Raw genomic sequence first — 18,266 nt, forward strand, 5'->3', positions numbered from 1 at the left:
GTTTACAGCGTGTCCGGGCGTGGCTGAATCGGCGGTTTCACCTCCGCAGGGATCGGGCAGCGGTAAGGCGTTTCGCTGGTCTGCTCGAAATGGGCTTTTTTCACCTGCGCCAGCAGCATTTTGTCGGTGAGAACGTCCACGGCGGTGGCGGCCATGATTTTTGCCACATGCGTCAGCCCTTTGTGCGCGGCGGGCATTTTCCCCTGCGCGGTGAGCTGCCACGAGTGGCCAGGCGTGCCCAGCGCCATGGTTGGCACGTGCGCCTGAACGGTGGGAATGACCCAGCTCACGTCGCCGACGTCGGTGGAGCCGATCATCGTTTCGCCGTGGGTATCGAGAGGAATAATAAAGTCGCTGAGCGGTTTGGGATTGTTGGGCTTCACCCCGGCCTTGCGGTAGTCGCTGGCGATCTCTTCTGCGCTGAGCGTTGCCTGGATCTCGGCGGCAAAGGCCAGGTCAGCTTCGTCAAAGGGAACGGTGCCCAGCGCCTCAAAATTGCGCTGCATCGCCTCCTCCAGCGGACGGTTGCCGAGCAGGTTGGAAACGGCGCTCATGATGCTGATCTCCACTTTGGTATCGGTCATCAGCGCGGCGCCTTCCGCCACGCGTTTCACCCGCTCGTTTAATTCGAACATGCCGTGCACGTCGCGCGAGCGAATGGCGTAGCGCACCGCTGCTTTTGCCTGCACCACGTTGGGGGCAATGCCGCCAGAGTCCAGCATCGCATAGTGAATGCGGGAGTCTTGCGGCACGTGCTCGCGCAGAAACTGCACGCCGACGTTCATCAGTTCGACCGCGTCCAGCGCGCTGCGGCCCAGATGCGGCGACGCGGCGGCGTGCGACGAACGGCCGGTGAAAAAGAAATCCATGCGGGTATTGGCCAGCGACAGCGCCTTGGCCACTTCGTGATGGCCGCTGGGATGCCAGGTGATCGCCACATCCACGCCGTCAAAGGCCCCCGCGCGGGCCATAAATGATTTCGCCGCGCCGCCCTCTTCGGCAGGGCAGCCGTAATAGCGAACCCGGCCCGGCAGCCCGCTTTCTGCCAGCCACTCTTTCAGCGCCGTTGCCGCCAGCATCGCGGCGGAACCCAACAGGTTATGGCCGCAGCCGTGGCCGTTACCGTTGCCCGGCAGGGGAGACGGATGCGCCACGCCGGAAGCCTGGCTCAGGCCCGGCAACGCGTCGTACTCGCCGAGGATGGCGATAATCGGCCCGCCTTCGCCCGCCTCGCCCATCACCGCGGTGGGGATCTCCGCCACGTTTTCGGTAACGCGAAATCCCTGCTGCTTCAGCATGGCGGTGTGCTCGGCCACCGAACGATATTCGGTGTAGCAAATTTCCGGCATACCCCAGACCCTGTCGCTCAGTTCACAGAACTCGGTGCGGTGCGCATCCACTAACTTCCAGACTAACGCTTTGTTTTGCATGGTTGTCCCCAGAAGGCATGTTGGGTAAGAAACGAAGGCCGCGCAGGCCCGGTGCGTTTTCAGCATGCAAGAGAAGCGCAGTTAATTACCAATGAGCAATTTGCCTGCCCCATTCCAAAATTGCATAGTTTCCGTTTTCAGGCGGCCGACGGGGTTTTCTCGCCGTCGACGGCGCACTGCCAGAACGCCTCTGCCGCCTCTGCGCGCAGCACCGGCTGGCGATAGAGCCGGATATCCAGCGGCATATCCCAGCGGCTGTCGCCCGCTCTGACCAGCGCACCGCTCTCCAACTCCGCCTTCAGCAGGCTCTCCGGCAGCCAGGCCACACCGCCGCCGGAGAGCGCCATGGCCTTCAGGTTGATCGACATGCCGTTTTCATAAATGGCCACCAGCGGCAGCGAGGCAATCTGTGGCGAACGCGCCAGCGCATGAGCGAAGAAAGAGTGCTGCCCGTAGCTGAGAAACGGCACCGGCGCCTGGCTGATGCCCACCGGGTAGAGCGGCCTGCCGTCGCTGTCCGGGCGGCACACGGCGATGGCCCGCTCCCGACCGAGTCGCAGCATCGGGTAGTGATTAAGCTGCTGAATAAGCCCGACGGCGTCGTGCGCGTAGGTCAGCAAAAAATCCGTTTCGTCCGAGTGAAGCTGAGAGATGTGCTCAACAAAGGTGGGTTTCTGATCGCACAGCCGGATATAGCCAAGCTGCTGCTGCCGTTTGAGCTGCTCGATCCAGTTCGGAAAGAAGGTTAACGACAGCGTATTCAGCATGGCGAAGCGCAGCACCGAGGTGCGCGACTGGTAGCGCTGGTGCAGATCGCTACGCAAATGGCCGAGTGAAAAAACCGTTTCGCTGGCGGTGTTTAAAAAGGCCTGGCCTTCAGGCGTCAGGGTGACGGGATAGGTTTTTCGGTCGAAAAGGGGGACGCCCAGCCACTCTTCAAGCTGCCTGATGCGGCGGCTGAGTGCGGACTGGGTAATATGTCGATCGTCGGCGGCGCGGGTGAAACTGTAGCAGCGCGCCACGCTCAGGAAATCTTCAAACCATTTCAGCTCCATCGTAAAACCTCATTGTGGACGAAAAGGAAACCGACACGGGAAACACGCAAAAAACGCGCCACAGTGAGAAGTTATGCCTGAATCGCTTTTATTCAGGCGCTCGCCTGCGATAATGCGATTTTGTCACGGCGTAAATGCACCATTGAGGTGCGCCTGTGGTCAGGGGAGAGCAGGATGGAATATGAATTTTTACGCGACGTCACCGGTGCGGTGAAGGTGCGCATGACGATGGGCCACGAAGCGTTAGGCCACTGGTTTAATGAAGAAGTGGATGGCGATGCATCGGTACTCGACGCGGTCGAGGCAGCGGTGAAAGAGATAAAAGGCAGCGAGCGGCAGTGGCAGCGCGTGGGGCGCGAATATACGCTGTGGATGGATGAGGAAGAGGTGATCGTGCGCGCCAACCTGCTCAGTTTTGAAGGTGATGAGCTGGAAGAGGGCATGAACTACTATGACGAAGAGAGCCTGTGTTTCTGCGGCGTGGAGGATTTTCTGGCGGTAGTCGCCGCCTGGCGGGCCTTCATGCAGGGGCGCTGAGCGCCCCGGTTATTTACAGGACGTGCAGCACCTGCCGAAAAAAGTTACGCACAATCTCGAAGGTCGACCAGATGCCAATCAGCGAAATCACCCCGAGCAGCGCCTGCTCCCACAGGCGATTCGCCTGGCCTTCCATCATAAAGCGTTTGCGGCTGGTCATGATGAATAACCCAATCAGCAGCGGCGGCAGCACCAGCGAGGTGGCGACGCTGGTGCCCAGAATATTCAGCACCACCAGATCCGGCGCGCCCGGCAGGGTGACCATAATCGGCAGAATGATATAGACGCCGATCTGCACGCGCTTGAACCAGGGGTTATCATCCGGCGTGGCATAGCGCTCGTTTAGCCTGCCGCCGTGATGCACACAGCTAAAAATCAGCGAGCAGAAACCGCGCGATTGCGACGGAAAGCTGGTAAAGCTGGCGAGAAAAATACAGATCCACAGCAGATAAGGGCCAACCGGGCCAACCACGCTGAGCATCATCGCAGAGAGATCGCTCTCATCGGCGATGGTATTGCCGGAACCGTGAACCACTTCTGCCGCCACGCTCCAGAACAGCACGTTGATCACCAGCATCGGCAGCATGCCGAACAGCAGGTCCAGTTGCTGAAGCTTGCGGTATTTCGGGCCAACCCAGCCTTTATCGCGCATAAAACCCGGATAGAGCAGGTTGCTGGTGGAACCGCCGATCGCGCCAATGGTGGATACGGCAATAAATACCGCAAAGAACGGCCCGGCGTTCTCCGGCAGGCCAAAGGTCAGGCCGCGCATAAAGCCGCTGAAATCAAAATGACCGACCTTGTACATGGCATACAGAAAAGAACCCACCATGATCACCGACGCCACGCGGGCCAGCGTTTCAAGGTGGCGATACTGATTGCGGGTAAGCATCATCAATAACGTCATGCCGACGATCACCACGCTCCACAGGAACACGCCCCAGGTTTCTCCGCCCGCTTTGCCGAAGAGCTGATAGAGGCCGACCGCCCCGGCACGTAAAAAACTCATCTGTACCACAAAGGCGACGATGGCGATCAGAATACCGAAAAACAGCGGGAAACCGCGCCAGACGCGCTTGTAGCCCTGAATAATATCGTTATCGCCAAAGCGGTTCATCAGCGTGTATTTGGCGATATAGGAGATCATAAAACCGCGTGCCAGCAGCGCAATGACCAGCGTCCAGAGCAGATCATAGCCATAGTTCGCGCCCGCCACGGTCGACGCGACCAGATCGCCGGTGCCGAGAAAGGTCATGGCCAGCACCAGGCCAGGGCCAAAGCTGCGCACGTAGCCTTTTACGGTGGTGGGAAGGCGGTGGTCGGCATTGGAGAGGGTTGCTTCCTGTTGCGATGTACTACTCATGATGAAGCCTCACGGTAGGGTCGAGTGGCATGGCATTGTGCTCTTTTGCCGCTCGCTGTAGGGTCGGGCGGGGCACGTTGTTACGACGCGCCCCGCGGCAGGTGTTATTGTTCAGACATGAAATTGCGTGCGTTAACGTTAAACGCGTCCTGGCGAAGGCGCGCCTGCGTGGGCCGGTTCGTCCTCCTCTATAGGCTCGACTTTACCCATCAGGAACAGGTAGTTGATGATGCCGACGACGACCAGCACGGCCGAAAAGACCAGCGCCCAGGTGAAGGAGCCTGTTGCGGCGACGATGGCGCCGGTCACAATCGGGCCCACGGCGCCGCCCAAATTCGACACGGTGTTTTGCAGGCCGGCGACTATCGACACGCTGTTTTTCGGCGCGACATCGCCCGGCAGCGCCCATACCTGCGAAGCGGCCACGGTGGTGCCGGATTTCGCCACGCAGAGCAGGAAAACGGTCATGAATACTGAGTCGGTAAAGGGCGCAAAGCCGATACAGAGCGCCATCAGCAGGCCGATAGTCAGGAACAGCTTGCGGGTGGCGGTTAGCGACAGCACTTTTTTATGCACCATACGATCCGACGCCCAACCGGCGGCGACTTCGATAATCATCCCGCACAGCAGCGGCAGCGCGGCGATCATACCCATCTTAATGAAATCCATCCCTTTCTCTTTCACCAGGTAGGTTGGCAGCCAGGTGATAAAGAAATAGGAGGTGTAGTTGATGGTGAAGAAGCCAATACACATCGCCCAGATATTGCGATAGCGCAGCAGCTTGTACCATTTCATCGGCTTAACGTTTTTGTCGCCGTGCTTGCGCAACTGGCCGTCGCGGATCAGGCTCACTTCGCTGCGGCTGATGTGTTTATGATCTTCCGGGTTCTCTGCATAGATAAAGTACCAGGCGATCACCCACAGCAGACCCACCGCGCCGATGATCAGAAAGGTCAGACGCCAGTCGACCATGTAGATCATCCAGACGATCAGCGGCATTGCCACCGCGCCGCCAAATTTCGAGGCGCTGTCAAACAGGCCGGAAACCGTGGCGCGCTCTTTGTCCGGGAACCAGCGCGCGGTAATGCCTGCGTTACTGGGATAGGCCGCCGCTTCACCGACGCCCAGCGCCAGCCGCAGCGCCAGCAGTGATTTAAAGCCGGTCGCCAGCCCCATCATCGAGGTCGCGATTGACCACCAGGCGACCGCCAGCCCCAGCCCTTTTTTCTGGCCGAAGCGGTCGGCGAACCAGCCTGCCGGGATTTGCAGCAGCGAGTAAGACCAGAAAAACGCCGCCATAATAAAACCCATCATTTCCGGATCAAGGCTCAGTTCGTCAATCAGGTGCGGCGCCGCCGCGGAGAGCACGGTGCGGTCGATATAGTTGATCGCGATAGCCAGCCACATCAGGCCCGCGATCCACCAACGGATACGTGTATTTCCAGCAGTCGTATTCATAGTTTTTACCCGGTACAAAGGTTGTTATGGGCCGGATCGGCGTCCGGCTTTTTCATGGCAGAGCCTTACAGCGCGTTCATCACGTTGACTGGCCGCTGCTGTTCTTTCACGCACTGAATAATTTGCTGCACGCAGCGCTCGCCGATGGCGCCGATGGCGCCGTCGGTATAGCCCGCGATATGTGAGGTAGGAATAAAGTTATCCAGCGAGAACAGCGGATGCGTCTCCAGCGGCTCGCTGTCGAAGACGTCGGCTGCCGCGCCGGCAATCACCTTGTCGGCGAGCGCGCGACAGAGATCGGCTTCATTGACCACGCCGCCGCGCGAGACGTTAATTAAAAACGCCGACTTCTTCATTTCGCTGATGCGTTTGCTGTCGAACAGGTTGCGCGTTTCCGGCGTCAGCGGCGTGTGCAGGGTGATAAAATCGCTCTGCGCGGTCAGCGCATCCAGCGAGACAAACTCAACGTTATGCTCGGCGGCAAATTTCTCATCAGGGTAAAAATCAAACGCCAGCACGCGCATGTTAAAGCCGCTGGCGCGCAGTGCGACCTGCTTGCCGATGTTGCCCAGCCCGATAATCCCCAACGTTTTGCCATAGACATCGGTGGCAAAAATGCGCGGCCATTTGCCCGCGCGCGTTTCAACGGCCGCCTGTGTTATCTGACGTGCGGCATTAAGGATCAGCGCGAAGGCAAAGTCGGCCACCGCGTGTTTATTGGCATCCGGCACGTTGGTGACATAAATGCCGCGTGCTTTGGTGGCGTCCAGATCGATATTGTCGACGCCCACGCCGTGTTTGCAGACGATTTTGAGCTGCGGCGCGCGATCCAGCAGCGCATCGTTGACCGCAGTGAAAGCCACGATCATCGCCACGGTATTCGCCAGGTGTGGTTCCAGCGCGCTCAGCGGCGCGTCGGCAGGCAGAACGACCAGCTCAAAACCCTGCTGTTGCAGCGTGGTAGCGGGCTGGTCGTCATATTTTGCAAAAGAGGGTGATGTACAAATCACTTTCATCTTGATTGTCCCGGTGTGAAAGCGGGCAGCGCCCGCATAAATTTATTGCGTGTACTGATTGACGATCTGACGAATAAGCTGCGCTTCGTCGGCGCTGAAGCGCACCGCGTAGCGGCTTTCGCCAACGTCATGGCCCATCAGCGCCACGGCTTTTTTCACCGCCGCCGGAGAGAACGCCACGCTGTAGAGATCGGTGCGCAGGCCGGTAACGTTCTCCTGTGCCTTACGCGAGCCGTCGATATCGCCCGCATTGAAGCGTTCCCAAATGGCATTGATCTCTTTCGGCGCAACGTTAGCCAGGCCGGAGATGCAGGCGGAGCAGCCGTCAACGAAGCCCTGATGAATAAGCGAGTCCGGGCCGTTCAGCACGTCGAAATTGTCGATGCCCTCGGCGGCCTGCAAAAAGCCGCTCAGGCTTTCATAGCTGCCTGCGCTGTCCTTGATGCCGATGATGTTCGGATGCGCTGCCAGCTTGCGCACTGTTTCCGGCTGGAGCGTGTTGCCGGTGCGCGCCGGGATGTTGTAAAGGAAGATCGGCACCTCAAGCGCATCCGCCACCTGCTCGTAGTGCGCGATCAGCTCTTCCTGCTTCAGCGGTACGAACCACGGCGTAATCACCGATACGGCATCCACGCCCAGCGCGGCAATCTGTTTGCCGAGGCGGATGGTTTCACGCGTGGAGATTTCACCGATGTGCGCCACTACCGGCGCTTTGCCTGCAACCTCGTCCATGCAGGTTTTGGCGACGGCCAGCTTCTCGTCGGCGTTCAGAACAAAAAATTCGCCGTTGGTGCCGCCGCAGAAGATGCCGTTGCCTGCGGCGAGCTGGCGCTGGATCTGCACCCGCATCGCCGCTTCGTTATAGTCGCCGTCGGCGGTAAAAGGCGTGACGATAGCGGTTAATACGCCGGTAATTTTTTTACTCATAATGTCCTCGTAAGCGATTAGTGATTCCGGGCCGGAAAAAGCGTCAGATAGACGTCACGGACGTCATCGGCATTCACCGTGGCAGGCACGTTTTTCATCAGGCGCTGCACGTCCAGCGCGGCCTCAACCAGATAGGGAAGGTGATCCGAATTAATGCCCAGTTCATCAAGGCTGGCGGGCAGCTTCAGGCGTTTAACCAGCGCGGAAAAATAGTCCACCAGCGCGACGGATTTCTCCTCTTCGCTCAGTGTCGTATTGGCATCAGGCAGCAGATCGTACGCCTGCGCAAATTTGCTCACCGCCGCCGGACGCACGAAACGCATGCAGGGCGCCAGCAGGATCGCGTTGGCGACGCCGTGCGGAATATGGTATTTGCCGCCAAGCGGGTAGGACATGGCGTGAACCAGATGCGTACCGGCGTGAGCAATCGCGGCACCGCCATAGTAAGAGGCCCACAGCATATCCAGCCGCGCAGCGAGGTTGTCCGGCTCGGCAACCGCGATTTCCAGGCTGGCAAACAGCTTTTTCATGCCGATCAGCGCATAGTTATCGCTCACCGGATTCGATACGGTTGCGGTAAAGCATTCGATCAGATGGCAAAGCGCGTCGATACCGGTAGACGAGGCGATGTGCGCGGGCATGCTGGTGGTCAGTTCCGGTGCGAGGATCACATGGTCCGGCAGCATCACCGGCGAAATAATACCGACTTTCGTTTCACGCTCCGGGATCGCCAGAATCGCGTTTGGTGTCGCCTCCGAACCGGTGCCTGCGGTGGTGGGGATCAGCAGCGAGGCAGTACGCGTTTGCGGTTTTTCGCCGTTCAGCAGTGCGTCCAGCGTCGGTGCGTCTTCCACGCACAGTACGGATAACAGCTTCGCCACATCCAGCACGCTGCCGCCGCCCACGCCGATCACCAAATCCACGCCTGAAGCATCCAGCGCTGACACAATTTCCGCCACGTCGTGCTGGCTGGGTTCTGGCGGCACGGTGTCGATTTTGCTGACCGTCTGAACCTTTGCGTGCAGTTGCTCAGTCAGCGCCTGAACCGCAGGGATGCTGGAGATGTTTTTATCGGTCACCAGAAGAACGTGCTGGTGTCCCTTAAGCAGATAGCCGATGTCGTTAAGCGTCTGGTAGCCGCTGATGACGGTGCTGTTTATATTCATTTGCCTTACCTTGTTTCTTTCCATTCGCTGTTGCACTGGAATGATTGCATTTCATCATTTGCTCGCCCGTCTCTACGAGTAGTGCCTAATTTTATAGGATATATTGATTTCAATTAATTTGATCTTGCTCACATATAATCAATCATGATTGAATATAATCATTCGGGTGGGCATCACCCACCTTATCGGATCCAGGAGTAAATATGACGCAACGACAGTGGAAAACGCCCGTGCTGGTCATTGCGGATGACTTTACCGGCGCGAACGACGCCGGAACGGGGTTTGCGCAGGCAGGCGCCAGAGTCAACGTGTTGTTCGATAGCACGGCACAGGCTGAATCCGCAGAGGCGGATGTCTGGGTCATCAGTACCGACAGCCGCGCCGTTGACGGCGCAGAAGCGTCAAGACGCACGCACGATGCACTCGATAACTGGCGCGAGGTGGCGCGCAGCGGCTGGGTATTTAAAAAGATCGACTCCACGCTGCGCGGCAATCCCGGCGCGGAAACGCAGGCAGCATTGCTGGCCAGCGAGGCGAAAGTAGCATTGATCGTGCCTGCGGTGCCGCGCCTGGGCCGCATCACGCGGGAAGGACAGTGCTATATCCACGGCGTGCTGCTTACCGAAACAGAATTTGCCAGCGATCCAAAAACGCCGGTGACGCAGGCCAGCGTGGCGGCGCGGTTTCGGGCGCAGAGCGAATTGTCCGTCGGGCAAATTGCGCTGGCGACGGTGCGCCAGCCCGGACTGGCAGAGGCGCTGCAACGCGCTATGGCGGCGGGCGAGAGGATGATTGTGCTGGATGCGGAAAGCGACAGTGATTTGCATCGCATCATGCAGGCTGCCGCGCAGCTCAACGATCGGCCGCTGCTGGTCGGGGCCGCCGGACTGAGTGATGCGCTCAGCGCGCACCTGGCCGACGCGCCCGCCGCGCCTGCATTAGCGGTGATCGGCTCGATGAGCGACATCGCCGCCCGGCAGGTAGCCTGCGCGCAGCAGGGTAAAACGGCGGTGGTGGATGTTGATATCACACAACTCTTCACTATGCCTGCCTGGCCCGAGGCCACCGCGTGGCAAACGGCCGCGGTCGACGCGCTGCGTGAAGGGCGCCATTGCATTATTCGGACCTGCCAACAGGCCGGACAGCGGCTGGAAATCGATGCGCTGTGCACGCGTCACGACGTCACGCGCCAGCAGCTTGGTGAGCGCATCTGTGATTTTCTTGCCGAGCTGACGCGCGTCATCCTGCGCGATGTTCAGCCTGCGGGCCTTTATTTATCCGGCGGCGACGTGGCGATAGCCGTATCGCGCGGAATGGATGCCACGGGCTTTCAGATTCAGGGGCAGGTGGCGGGCTGTGTCCCATACGGCCGCCTGCTCAACACAAAAAATAACCTGCTGGTGCTGACTAAGGCCGGAGGCTTTGGTGATGAAAACACACTAACAGACGTATTCCGTTTTATTGAGGAGAAGGCGAGTGAATAACGTAATTGCGGTAACCATGGGCGATCCGGCGGGTATTGGCCCGGAAATTATCATCAAATCACTTGCTGAGGGCGAACTTTCCGGTGCGCCCGCCGTGGTGGTCGGATGCGCGGCAACGCTGCGACGGATTCTGAGTAAAGGCATTACGCCGCAGGCTGAACTGCGCGTGCTGAATAACGTGGCCGGGGCGCACTTCGCGCCGGGCATCATTAACGTGATTGATGAGCCGCTGGCCGATCCTGACGCATTAAAGCCGGGTGTGGTGCAGGCTGAAGCGGGCGATCTCGCTTACCGCTGCGTGAAGCGCGCCACTGAACTGGCGATGGCGGGCGAAGTGCAGGCTATCGCCACCGCGCCGCTGAATAAAGAGGCGCTGCACTCTGCCGGGCATCTCTATCCGGGGCACACCGAGCTGCTGGCAAAACTGACCAACAGCAAAGACTATGCCATGGTGCTCTACACCGATCGCCTGAAGGTGATTCATGTCACCACGCATATCGCGCTGCGTAAGTTTCTCGATACGCTAAGCCGGGAACGGGTTGAGACGGTGGTGCGCATGGCAGACACCTTCCTCAAGCGCGTCGGCTTTGACAATCCGCGCATCGCCGTGGCGGGCGTCAATCCGCACGCTGGCGAGAACGGCCTGTTCGGTGACGAAGAGATTACCACCGTCGGCCCGTCCGTTGAGGCGATGAAGGCGGAGGGCTATAACGTCTACGGCCCGTGCCCGCCGGACACCGTTTTTCTCCAGTGCTATGAAGGGCAATATGACATCGTCGTCGCGATGTATCACGACCAGGGACACATTCCGCTTAAGCTTCTGGGCTTTTATGACGGGGTGAATATTACCGCCGGCCTGCCGTTTATCCGCACCTCCGCTGACCACGGCACCGCATTTGATATTGCCTGGACAGGAAAAGCGAAGTCTGAGAGCATGGCGATCTCCATCAAGCTGGCAATGCAACTCGCATAAGAAGATATGAAGGGACAAAGTCGCCTCGATCAGATTATGGACTATCTGAAAAGCCATAATCTGGTGACCGTCGATCAGCTGGTGGCAGCGATCTCCGCATCGCCCGCCACCATCCGGCGGGATTTAATCAAACTCGATCGCGAAGGCGTGGTCAGTCGCACTCACGGCGGCGTGACCCTCAATCGCTTTATTCCTGCACAGCCCACCACGGTGGAGAAAATGCAGCGAAACCTGGCAGAAAAGCAGGCTATCGCGCGCGCGGCGGCTGAGCGGGTAAAATCCGGCGATTCGGTGGTGCTGGATGCGGGCACCACTATGCTTGAACTCGCGCGCCAGCTTACGCATCTGCCGCTGCGGGTGATCACCTCGGATTTACATATTGCGCTATTCCTGTCGGAGTTTAAGCAGATTGAAGTGACGATCATTGGCGGGCGTATCGACGACTCCAGCCAGTCCTGTATCGGCGAGCACGGCCGCCGCCTGTTGCGCAGCATCAATCCTGACGTGGCGTTCGTGAGCTGTAACTCGTGGAGCCTGGAGAAGGGCGTAACCACGCCAACGGAAGAGAAGGCCGGACTGAAAGAGGATCTGCTGGCGAACGCGCGTCGCCGCGTTTTACTGGCGGACAGCAGCAAATATGGCTCATGGTCGCTGTTCTGCGTCACGCCGCTGCATGCGCTGACCGATATCATTACCGACGCGCGGTTGGGTGAGGAAGAGCGGCGTGAACTGAGCGGGCAAGGGTTCAACCTGACGCTGACGCAGCCCTGAAAGCAAAACGGGCGGCTTACGGGCCGCCCGTTTTTTCGTTCTCTTTTTACAGCGTTTTCAATCCGACGGTCGGAATATTGCGCCCGTAGTAAATCTCACGCATCTCCTTCCACAGCAGATCGGTAATCCGCTTGTGCTCCAGCGGGCTGAGGTCTTCCGGTTTGGTGTTAAAAAGGTAGTGCTTCAGATCGAACTCTCTCAGCAGCATTTTGGTGTGGAACATATTCTCCTGATAAACGTTCACGTCCATCATGTCGTACATCGACTTCATATCGTCCGACATAAAATTCTGAATCGAATTGATCTGATGATCGATATAGTGCTTCACGCCTTTCACGTCGCGGGTAAAACCACGCACGCGATAATCGATGGTGACGATATCGGATTCCAGCTGGTGGATCAGGTAGTTCAGCGCCTTCAGCGGCGAAATAACGCCACAGGTTGAAACTTCGATATCCGCGCGGAAGGTGCACAGGTCGCCCTGCGGGTGGCTTTCGGGATAGGTGTGCACGCAGATATGGCTCTTATCCAGATGTGCAACCACCGAATTGGGCAGCGGACCCGGATGTTCAGAGTTATCGATATCTTTTGGATCAACAGGCTCTTCGCTGACCAGAATGGTGACGCTGGCGCCCTGTGGCTCATAGTCCTGGCGCGCGATGTTCAGCACGTTTGCCCCAATGATTGAGCAGGTTTCGCTCAGGATCTCAGTGAGGCGGTTAGCATTATACTGCTCATCAATGTACGCAATGTATCCGTCACGCTCAGCATCGGTGTTGGCGTAGCAGATATCGTAGATACAAAAACTCAGGCTTTTGGTCAGGTTGTTGAAGCCATGTAGTTTCAGCTTTTGCAATTTCGTTCACCCCCTTAAAATGCCCGGTCAGTTGGCCAGCGCATTCAACAGATATTGCGGCAGAGCAAAGCTGCCGTTATGGATTGCCGGATTGTAATACCGGCAGGTCAGATTCGCGGCGGTAAAGCGCGCCTGCAATGTTGCGATATCAAGCTGGCGCAGCGCAGCGTTATCGCTTGCCCAGGCAAAGGTCATGATGCCGCCGTAGTAGGTTGGGATCGCTGCCTGATAAAAGCTGACGTCGCTGAAATAGTGACCCAGTTTGCGATGGCTGCCGATCGCCTCATCCTGCTGAAGGAAACAGACGCCGTTCTGCGCAACAAAAATACCACCCTCATTCAGACAGCGGCGGCAGCCTTCATAAAATTCGGAGGTGAACAGGCTTTCGCCTGGCCCGACCGGATCGGTGCAGTCAGAGATAATCACGTCAAATTTTTCGTGACAATGGCTGACAAAATTCACGCCGTCGTCAATCACCAGCGTAAAGCGCGGATCGTCATAGGCGCCTGCGCTGTGGTTGGGCAGATACTGCTTACAGAACGTCACCACGCCTGCGTCAATTTCTACCATGGTTATCTGTTCAACGTTTTTGTGTCGGCTGACTTCGCGCAGCATCGCGCCATCGCCGCCGCCGATGATCAGGACGCGCTTTGCGTCTCCATGCGCCAGCAAGGGCACGTGCGTCATCATTTCATGATAGATGAATTCATCGCGTTCGGTGGTTTGTACCACGCCGTCCAGCGCCATGACGCGACCAAACGCCGCATTTTCGAAAATAACCAGGTCCTGATGGCCGGTTTTTTCACGGTACAGGATATTGTCGACAGAAAAATATTGTCCGAACCCGGCATGAAGCGTTTCATACCACATCTCTTTATCGGCCATGGTAGGGGCTCTCCTTCCTGATAACAGCCACGAAAAATGGGCGCGACATAATAGCTAACTCTGACCGTGGTTGCACGGTCAAATTATCAGCAGAGAGGGGAAAGCAGAGGATTATTTGACGTAGGCGAGCAGGCTGAGAGAGTCGCGGGCCAGAGACTTGCATTTTTTATCGTTCGACACGGCGATGCCGCTCAGATCGCGATAGCTCGCTTCACCCAACGATTTCATATTAAAGCTGGCGTAGTTGCTCAGATCCCAACGATTTTGTTCAGCAAAAAAGACCAGCGCCTTGCGAATCTGGTTATCCGGCAGGTTTTGGTATCCGCAGTCATTCTTTAAATAGACAAAAACGGCGGTTAAATCCGCCAGGTCTTCTGCTTCCGACTCGCTCAGGGCAAAGCTCGTTGACGAGAAGCCAAAGAGGCTCAATAACAACAGAGCCTTGATGCGTTTCTTCATAACTGTTCTCAAGGGGTGGCAATAACCAAACGTTAACACAGTTATCGGCAGGCTTCAGGCAATTTTCACCCGCGTCGCTATTTCTTTATCGCGTCCGCAAGGCCAGCCATGGAAACTTGACCTTATCGGGTGAGAACGGGTTATCCTGACCGCAGACAAATGCACAGGACAGATTTAATGCAACGACGTGATTTTATCAAGCTGAGCGCCGCGATGGGCGCGGCCAGCGCGCTGCCGTTCTGGAGCCGCGCGCTGATGGCCGCTGAGTCGCAGCCGGCGATGCCGATCCCCACGCTGATAACGCCCGATCCGCGCGGCATCATGAACCTGACGGCGCAGCAGGGGACCACCACCTGGCGAGGCCAGTCGGTGTCGACCTGGGGCTATAACGGCAACCTGCTCGGCCCGGCATTGCTGCTCGATCGCGGCAAGCCGGTCACGATCGCTATTCACAACACGCTGCCGGAAGCGACCACGGTTCACTGGCATGGTCTGGAGGTGCCCGGCGAGGCCGACGGCGGCCCGCAGGCACTGATTGCACCAGGCGACAGCCGCAGCGTAAGTTTTACGCCGGATCAGCCAGGCGCCACCTGCTGGTTCCATCCGCATCCGCACATGCGCAGTGGCTATCAGGTGGCGCAGGGCCTGGCGGGCCTGTTAGTGGTCAGAGACGATGCGACCGAAAAGCTGCTGTTGCCGAAAATCTGGGGCGTGGATGACATTCCTGTGGTGCTTCAGGACAAACGGCTGAGCGTAGACGGCGGCAAAATCGACTATGCGCTGGATGAGATGAGTGCGACGGTGGGCTGGTTCGGCAACGTGATGCTGACCAACGGCGCAATCTATCCACGGCAGGCCGTGCCGCGCGGCTGGCTACGTCTGCGGTTGCTGAACGGCTGCAATGCGCGATCGCTCAACCTGACCGCCAGCGACGGACGTACGCTCTACGTAATTGGCGGCGACGGTGGCCTGCTTGGCGAACCGGTTGCGCTGCAAACCCTGCTGATGATGCCGGGCGAGCGTTTTGAAGTGCTGGTGGACACCCACGACGGCAAACCCTTCGATCTGCATACGCTGCCGGTGCGCCAGATGGGCATGACGCTGGCGCCGTTTGATCAGCCGTTGCCGGTTCTGAGCGTCGTTCCCTTGCAGGTTATGGCCAGCGGCACGCTGCCGGATACGCTGGTTAACCTCCCTGCGCTGCCGTCACAGGCAGGCCTGAAGAGCCGCTGGCTACAGATGTCGATGGATCCTGAACTTGAGCGGCGCGGCAGGCTGATGCTGATGGAAAAGTACGGTCATGCAGCGATGGCGGACATGAGCGGTGACGGGCACGACAACGCTGCGCCTGCGGAGAAAAAAGATGTGGCGCCGCTTGATCTGATGCACGGCAACAAAATCAACGGCGCCGCGTTTGATATGACGTCTCCTGCGTTTGACGTTAAGCGTGGCGAAACCGAGAAGTGGACGATCTCCGGTGAAGGCGATGAAATGCTTCATCCTTTCCATATTCACGGCGCGCAGTTTCGTATTGTCTCCGAAAACGGCAAGGCGCCCGAATCGCATCGTCAGGGCTGGAAGGACATTGTGCGCGTGGAGGGCTGGCGCAGTGAGGTACTGGTGCGCTTTAACCATCTGACCACGAAAGAGAGCCCCTATATGGCGCACTGCCATCTGTTAGAACATGAAGACACCGGCATGATGCTGAGTTTTACGGTGAGCGCGTGAAGCGCGTTTACCCAATGATTAATCGGAAATTACTGGTCAATAAATTGTCTGGAAAAGGTATGATGTCGCCAAAGTTTGCGGTTAATTATAAATCGACAGTATTCACCGTTGTGTAACTATCTCTAATTTTTGATAACAACTCAGGGAGAAAAATAGTGTCACGTATTTTAACCACCCATGTCGGCAGCCTGGCGCGTCCGAAGACGCTGCTTGATGTGATGAAAGCAAACATTGAGGGCGCGAACAATCATCCGGCGCTGGAAGCCGGCATCCGCGACGCGGTGTTCACCTCCGTTGAGCAGCAGGTTGCCGATGGAATTGATATCGTAGCGGACGGTGAAATGTCGAAAGTCGGCTTTTTCGCCTACGTGCGCGATCGCATTTCCGGCTTCGAGCCGCGTCCCGGCCAGGGCTACGCCGCCTTTGATGCCGAAGTGGAAGCTTTTCCGGAGTATTATCAGCACTACTTTGGCGAAGCGATGCTGGGTGGCAACCTGGTTCCCTTTGTCCCGGTTGCCTGCACCGGGCCGGTCAGCTATCACGGCACCGAACAGCTACAGCGCGATCTGAAAAACCTGCGCGATGCGGTCGATGCGTCGTCTGCACAGCATGCCTTTGTGCCGTCCGTTGCGCCAACCGGCGTCGGCAGCAATGAGTTTTATGCGCGCGAAAGCGACTACCTCGCCGCCGTCGCCGGGGCGCTGCGCGTGGAGTATACGGCGGCGATCGACGCGGGTTTCAGTCTGCAAATCGACGATCCTTTCCTGCCCGATCTGTTTGCCGATCGTCACCTGACCAGCGCACAGATCCGCGACAAAGCGGATGATTATATTCAGATCCTCAACCATGCGCTGCGCGGTATTCCGCAGGAACGCATCCGCTATCACACCTGTTACAGCATCAACGAAGGCCCACGTATTCACGACGTGCCGTTCATTGAGTTCGTGAACTACATGTTAGCGCTCAACGTCGGCGATTACTCTTTTGAAGCGGGGAACGTGCGCCATGAGCATGAATATCACATCTGGGAGCAGGTCAAACTGCCACAGGGAAAACGCCTGATCCCCGGCGTGATTTGCCACGCCAGCAACACCGTCGAGCACCCGGAACTGGTCGCCGAACGGCTGATCCGCTTTGCGGAGCGCGTTGGCAAAGAAAACGTCATTGCGGGCGTGGACTGCGGCTTCTCATCACAGGCCACCTATAAACCGGAAGTGCATCCCTCGGTGGTGCGCGAAAAATTCCGCGCGCTGCGTGCCGGGGCAGACCTGGCCAGCCAGAAGCTGTGGGCGCGGTAACGAGCGTCGTGTGAATGCCAGGACGTGTGCCAGACGGCAAGAAGCGCCGCCCGTTCAGGGCGGCGTAGTCACATCAGGCGCGTAGCGGCTCGTACGACACCATGACATGCTCGCGAAAAGCCGGGCGCGCCTCTAATCGCTCATAATAGGCGCGCAGATTTGGCAGCGGTTTCCGCACAATCTCAATATCATAATAGCGATAAAGTACGTGGCCGAACTGGATATCAGCCAGCGTGAACGCCTCACCGACCAGAAAAGCTCGTGTGGCTAAACGTTCTTCAGCGATGTCAAACCGCTGCTCAAGCTCCGTTACCGCTTCACGGATTGCTGTCGGATCGCGTTTTTCCGCAGGCGTTCTTACCACGCGCCAGAAGATGGGTGCGGTAAATGCTCCTGCGATATTCAGTTTCGACCACTCCATCCAGCGATCGACCTCCGTTTTCGCCAATAGATCCTCCGGCCAGAAATCACCGCGGGCATAGCGGTTTGCCAGATAGCGCAGGATCGCGCCGGTTTCCCACAGGGGCGGATTGTCGCCATCCTGAAGAACAGGAATGGTGCGATTAGGATTCAGAGCGAAGAAGGCATCGGTATCGGTGCCGCCATAGCGATGGCCGATATCATGCCGCTTATACGGCAGGTTCATTTCACCAATGCACCACATCAGCGCCTGCACGTTGGACGAGGTTTTACGGCCCCAAACGGTTAACATATTGCCTCCTGGTGGATGAATATTGCGTGCGGTTAAGCTCGCCTGCACGATATGGAAAGAGTAAAGGTATACCCATTCCGACCGAACTGCTGAAATATCAGCATGCTTTTGCCGCCGCACCGGCTTGCGAAAGCCGGTTATTTTGCTT

Annotated in this window: 17 protein-coding genes; 6 read left to right on the forward strand and 11 right to left on the reverse strand. The window is 57.9% G+C overall.

The window, feature by feature from the left end; all coding sequences use genetic code 11:
• Nucleotides 1–2: 2 nt before the first annotated feature.
• Complete coding sequence (locus tag GS12_RS14920; RefSeq protein ID WP_034948412.1) at nucleotides 3–1,430, reverse strand: M20 family metallopeptidase; 1,428 nt, start codon at nucleotides 1,428–1,430, stop codon at nucleotides 3–5.
• A gap of 137 nt (nucleotides 1,431–1,567) precedes the next feature.
• Nucleotides 1,568–2,485: a LysR family transcriptional regulator gene (locus GS12_RS14925; RefSeq protein ID WP_034948416.1), complete on the reverse strand. Its 918-nt coding sequence runs from the start codon at nucleotides 2,483–2,485 to the stop codon at nucleotides 1,568–1,570.
• A 174-nt stretch (nucleotides 2,486–2,659) separates the two neighbouring features.
• Between GS12_RS14925 and yacL the strand changes: the two genes are divergently transcribed.
• Nucleotides 2,660–3,022, forward strand: a complete 363-nt coding sequence (gene yacL / locus GS12_RS14930; RefSeq protein ID WP_034912337.1) for a protein YacL — start codon at nucleotides 2,660–2,662, stop codon at nucleotides 3,020–3,022.
• A 13-nt stretch (nucleotides 3,023–3,035) separates the two neighbouring features.
• Here the strand turns inward: yacL and GS12_RS14935 are convergent, their stop codons facing one another.
• The 5 genes from GS12_RS14935 to GS12_RS14955 all read right to left on the reverse strand — a co-directional run bounded on the left by GS12_RS14935 (nucleotide 3,036) and on the right by GS12_RS14955 (nucleotide 8,952).
• Nucleotides 3,036–4,385: an Nramp family divalent metal transporter gene (locus tag GS12_RS14935; RefSeq protein ID WP_034948419.1), complete on the reverse strand. Its 1,350-nt coding sequence runs from the start codon at nucleotides 4,383–4,385 to the stop codon at nucleotides 3,036–3,038.
• 138 nt (nucleotides 4,386–4,523) lie between these two features.
• Complete coding sequence (locus GS12_RS14940) at nucleotides 4,524–5,843, reverse strand: MFS transporter (RefSeq protein WP_034948422.1); 1,320 nt, start codon at nucleotides 5,841–5,843, stop codon at nucleotides 4,524–4,526.
• 65 nt (nucleotides 5,844–5,908) lie between these two features.
• Nucleotides 5,909–6,859, reverse strand: coding sequence for a phosphoglycerate dehydrogenase (locus GS12_RS14945; RefSeq protein ID WP_034948425.1), 951 nt, complete (start codon nucleotides 6,857–6,859; stop codon nucleotides 5,909–5,911).
• Nucleotides 6,860–6,901: 42 nt separating this feature from the next.
• A complete protein-coding gene (locus tag GS12_RS14950; protein ID WP_034948427.1) occupies nucleotides 6,902–7,786 on the reverse strand; it encodes a dihydrodipicolinate synthase family protein in 885 nt (294 codons plus the stop codon).
• Nucleotides 7,787–7,803: 17 nt separating this feature from the next.
• Nucleotides 7,804–8,952, reverse strand: a complete 1,149-nt coding sequence (locus GS12_RS14955) for an iron-containing alcohol dehydrogenase (protein WP_034948429.1) — start codon at nucleotides 8,950–8,952, stop codon at nucleotides 7,804–7,806.
• A gap of 203 nt (nucleotides 8,953–9,155) precedes the next feature.
• On the opposite strand from GS12_RS14955, the gene dtnK reads away from it, so the two are divergent.
• From dtnK to GS12_RS14970, 3 genes are read left to right on the forward strand one after another with little or no spacing between them, the layout of a single operon-like run.
• Nucleotides 9,156–10,436, forward strand: coding sequence for a D-threonate kinase (gene dtnK, locus GS12_RS14960; protein WP_034948430.1), 1,281 nt, complete (start codon nucleotides 9,156–9,158; stop codon nucleotides 10,434–10,436).
• Entirely contained in the window at nucleotides 10,429–11,409 is a 981-nt protein-coding gene (locus GS12_RS14965; protein WP_034948431.1) for a D-threonate 4-phosphate dehydrogenase, read from the forward strand. Before dtnK ends, GS12_RS14965 begins: the two co-directional genes overlap by 8 nt.
• 6 nt (nucleotides 11,410–11,415) lie before the next feature.
• The gene (locus tag GS12_RS14970; RefSeq protein ID WP_034912355.1) at nucleotides 11,416–12,180 is read left to right on the forward strand and encodes a DeoR/GlpR family DNA-binding transcription regulator; all 765 of its coding nucleotides are present in this window, start codon (nucleotides 11,416–11,418) and stop codon (nucleotides 12,178–12,180) included.
• Between the two features lie 46 nt (nucleotides 12,181–12,226).
• On the opposite strand, the gene speD is transcribed toward GS12_RS14970, so the two are convergent.
• The 3 genes from speD to GS12_RS14985 form a co-directional block, all read right to left on the reverse strand.
• On the reverse strand, nucleotides 12,227–13,036 hold the full coding sequence (gene speD / locus GS12_RS14975) for an adenosylmethionine decarboxylase (protein ID WP_034948433.1): 810 nt from the start codon (nucleotides 13,034–13,036) through the stop codon (nucleotides 12,227–12,229).
• 27 nt (nucleotides 13,037–13,063) lie between these two features.
• Nucleotides 13,064–13,921 (reverse strand): polyamine aminopropyltransferase, encoded by an 858-nt coding sequence (gene speE, locus GS12_RS14980; protein WP_034948434.1) that lies wholly within the window; start codon nucleotides 13,919–13,921, stop codon nucleotides 13,064–13,066.
• A 111-nt stretch (nucleotides 13,922–14,032) separates the two neighbouring features.
• The gene (locus GS12_RS14985; RefSeq protein WP_034948436.1) at nucleotides 14,033–14,380 is read right to left on the reverse strand and encodes a YacC family pilotin-like protein; all 348 of its coding nucleotides are present in this window, start codon (nucleotides 14,378–14,380) and stop codon (nucleotides 14,033–14,035) included.
• A 177-nt stretch (nucleotides 14,381–14,557) separates the two neighbouring features.
• Between GS12_RS14985 and cueO the strand changes: the two genes are divergently transcribed.
• Together cueO and GS12_RS14995 are read left to right on the forward strand one after the other, a co-directional pair.
• The gene (cueO, locus tag GS12_RS14990) at nucleotides 14,558–16,108 is read left to right on the forward strand and encodes a multicopper oxidase CueO (protein WP_034948438.1); all 1,551 of its coding nucleotides are present in this window, start codon (nucleotides 14,558–14,560) and stop codon (nucleotides 16,106–16,108) included.
• 155 nt (nucleotides 16,109–16,263) lie between these two features.
• Complete coding sequence (locus GS12_RS14995; protein WP_034948440.1) at nucleotides 16,264–17,406, forward strand: uroporphyrinogen decarboxylase/cobalamine-independent methonine synthase family protein; 1,143 nt, start codon at nucleotides 16,264–16,266, stop codon at nucleotides 17,404–17,406.
• A 73-nt stretch (nucleotides 17,407–17,479) separates the two neighbouring features.
• Here GS12_RS14995 and GS12_RS15000 read toward each other — a convergent pair whose 3' ends face one another.
• Nucleotides 17,480–18,118, reverse strand: a complete 639-nt coding sequence (locus tag GS12_RS15000; protein ID WP_034948443.1) for a glutathione S-transferase family protein — start codon at nucleotides 18,116–18,118, stop codon at nucleotides 17,480–17,482.
• Nucleotides 18,119–18,266 lie beyond the last annotated feature (148 nt).

The sequence above is a fragment of the Erwinia oleae genome (assembly GCF_000770305.1).
Taxonomy (GTDB): Bacteria; Pseudomonadota; Gammaproteobacteria; order Enterobacterales; family Enterobacteriaceae; genus Erwinia; species Erwinia oleae.

Coding starts and splice junctions, on each gene's coding strand:
- GS12_RS14920 (WP_034948412.1), bottom strand. CDS start 1,430: ATGCAAAACAAAGCGTTAGTCTGGAAGTTAGTGGATGCGCACCGCACC.
- GS12_RS14925 (WP_034948416.1), bottom strand. CDS start 2,485: ATGGAGCTGAAATGGTTTGAAGATTTCCTGAGCGTGGCGCGCTGCTAC.
- yacL (WP_034912337.1), top strand. CDS start 2,660: ATGGAATATGAATTTTTACGCGACGTCACCGGTGCGGTGAAGGTGCGC.
- GS12_RS14935 (WP_034948419.1), bottom strand. CDS start 4,385: ATGAGTAGTACATCGCAACAGGAAGCAACCCTCTCCAATGCCGACCAC.
- GS12_RS14940 (WP_034948422.1), bottom strand. CDS start 5,843: ATGAATACGACTGCTGGAAATACACGTATCCGTTGGTGGATCGCGGGC.
- GS12_RS14945 (WP_034948425.1), bottom strand. CDS start 6,859: ATGAAAGTGATTTGTACATCACCCTCTTTTGCAAAATATGACGACCAG.
- GS12_RS14950 (WP_034948427.1), bottom strand. CDS start 7,786: ATGAGTAAAAAAATTACCGGCGTATTAACCGCTATCGTCACGCCTTTT.
- GS12_RS14955 (WP_034948429.1), bottom strand. CDS start 8,952: ATGAATATAAACAGCACCGTCATCAGCGGCTACCAGACGCTTAACGAC.
- dtnK (WP_034948430.1), top strand. CDS start 9,156: ATGACGCAACGACAGTGGAAAACGCCCGTGCTGGTCATTGCGGATGAC.
- GS12_RS14970 (WP_034912355.1), top strand. CDS start 11,416: ATGAAGGGACAAAGTCGCCTCGATCAGATTATGGACTATCTGAAAAGC.
- speE (WP_034948434.1), bottom strand. CDS start 13,921: ATGGCCGATAAAGAGATGTGGTATGAAACGCTTCATGCCGGGTTCGGA.
- GS12_RS14985 (WP_034948436.1), bottom strand. CDS start 14,380: ATGAAGAAACGCATCAAGGCTCTGTTGTTATTGAGCCTCTTTGGCTTC.
- cueO (WP_034948438.1), top strand. CDS start 14,558: ATGCAACGACGTGATTTTATCAAGCTGAGCGCCGCGATGGGCGCGGCC.
- GS12_RS15000 (WP_034948443.1), bottom strand. CDS start 18,118: ATGTTAACCGTTTGGGGCCGTAAAACCTCGTCCAACGTGCAGGCGCTG.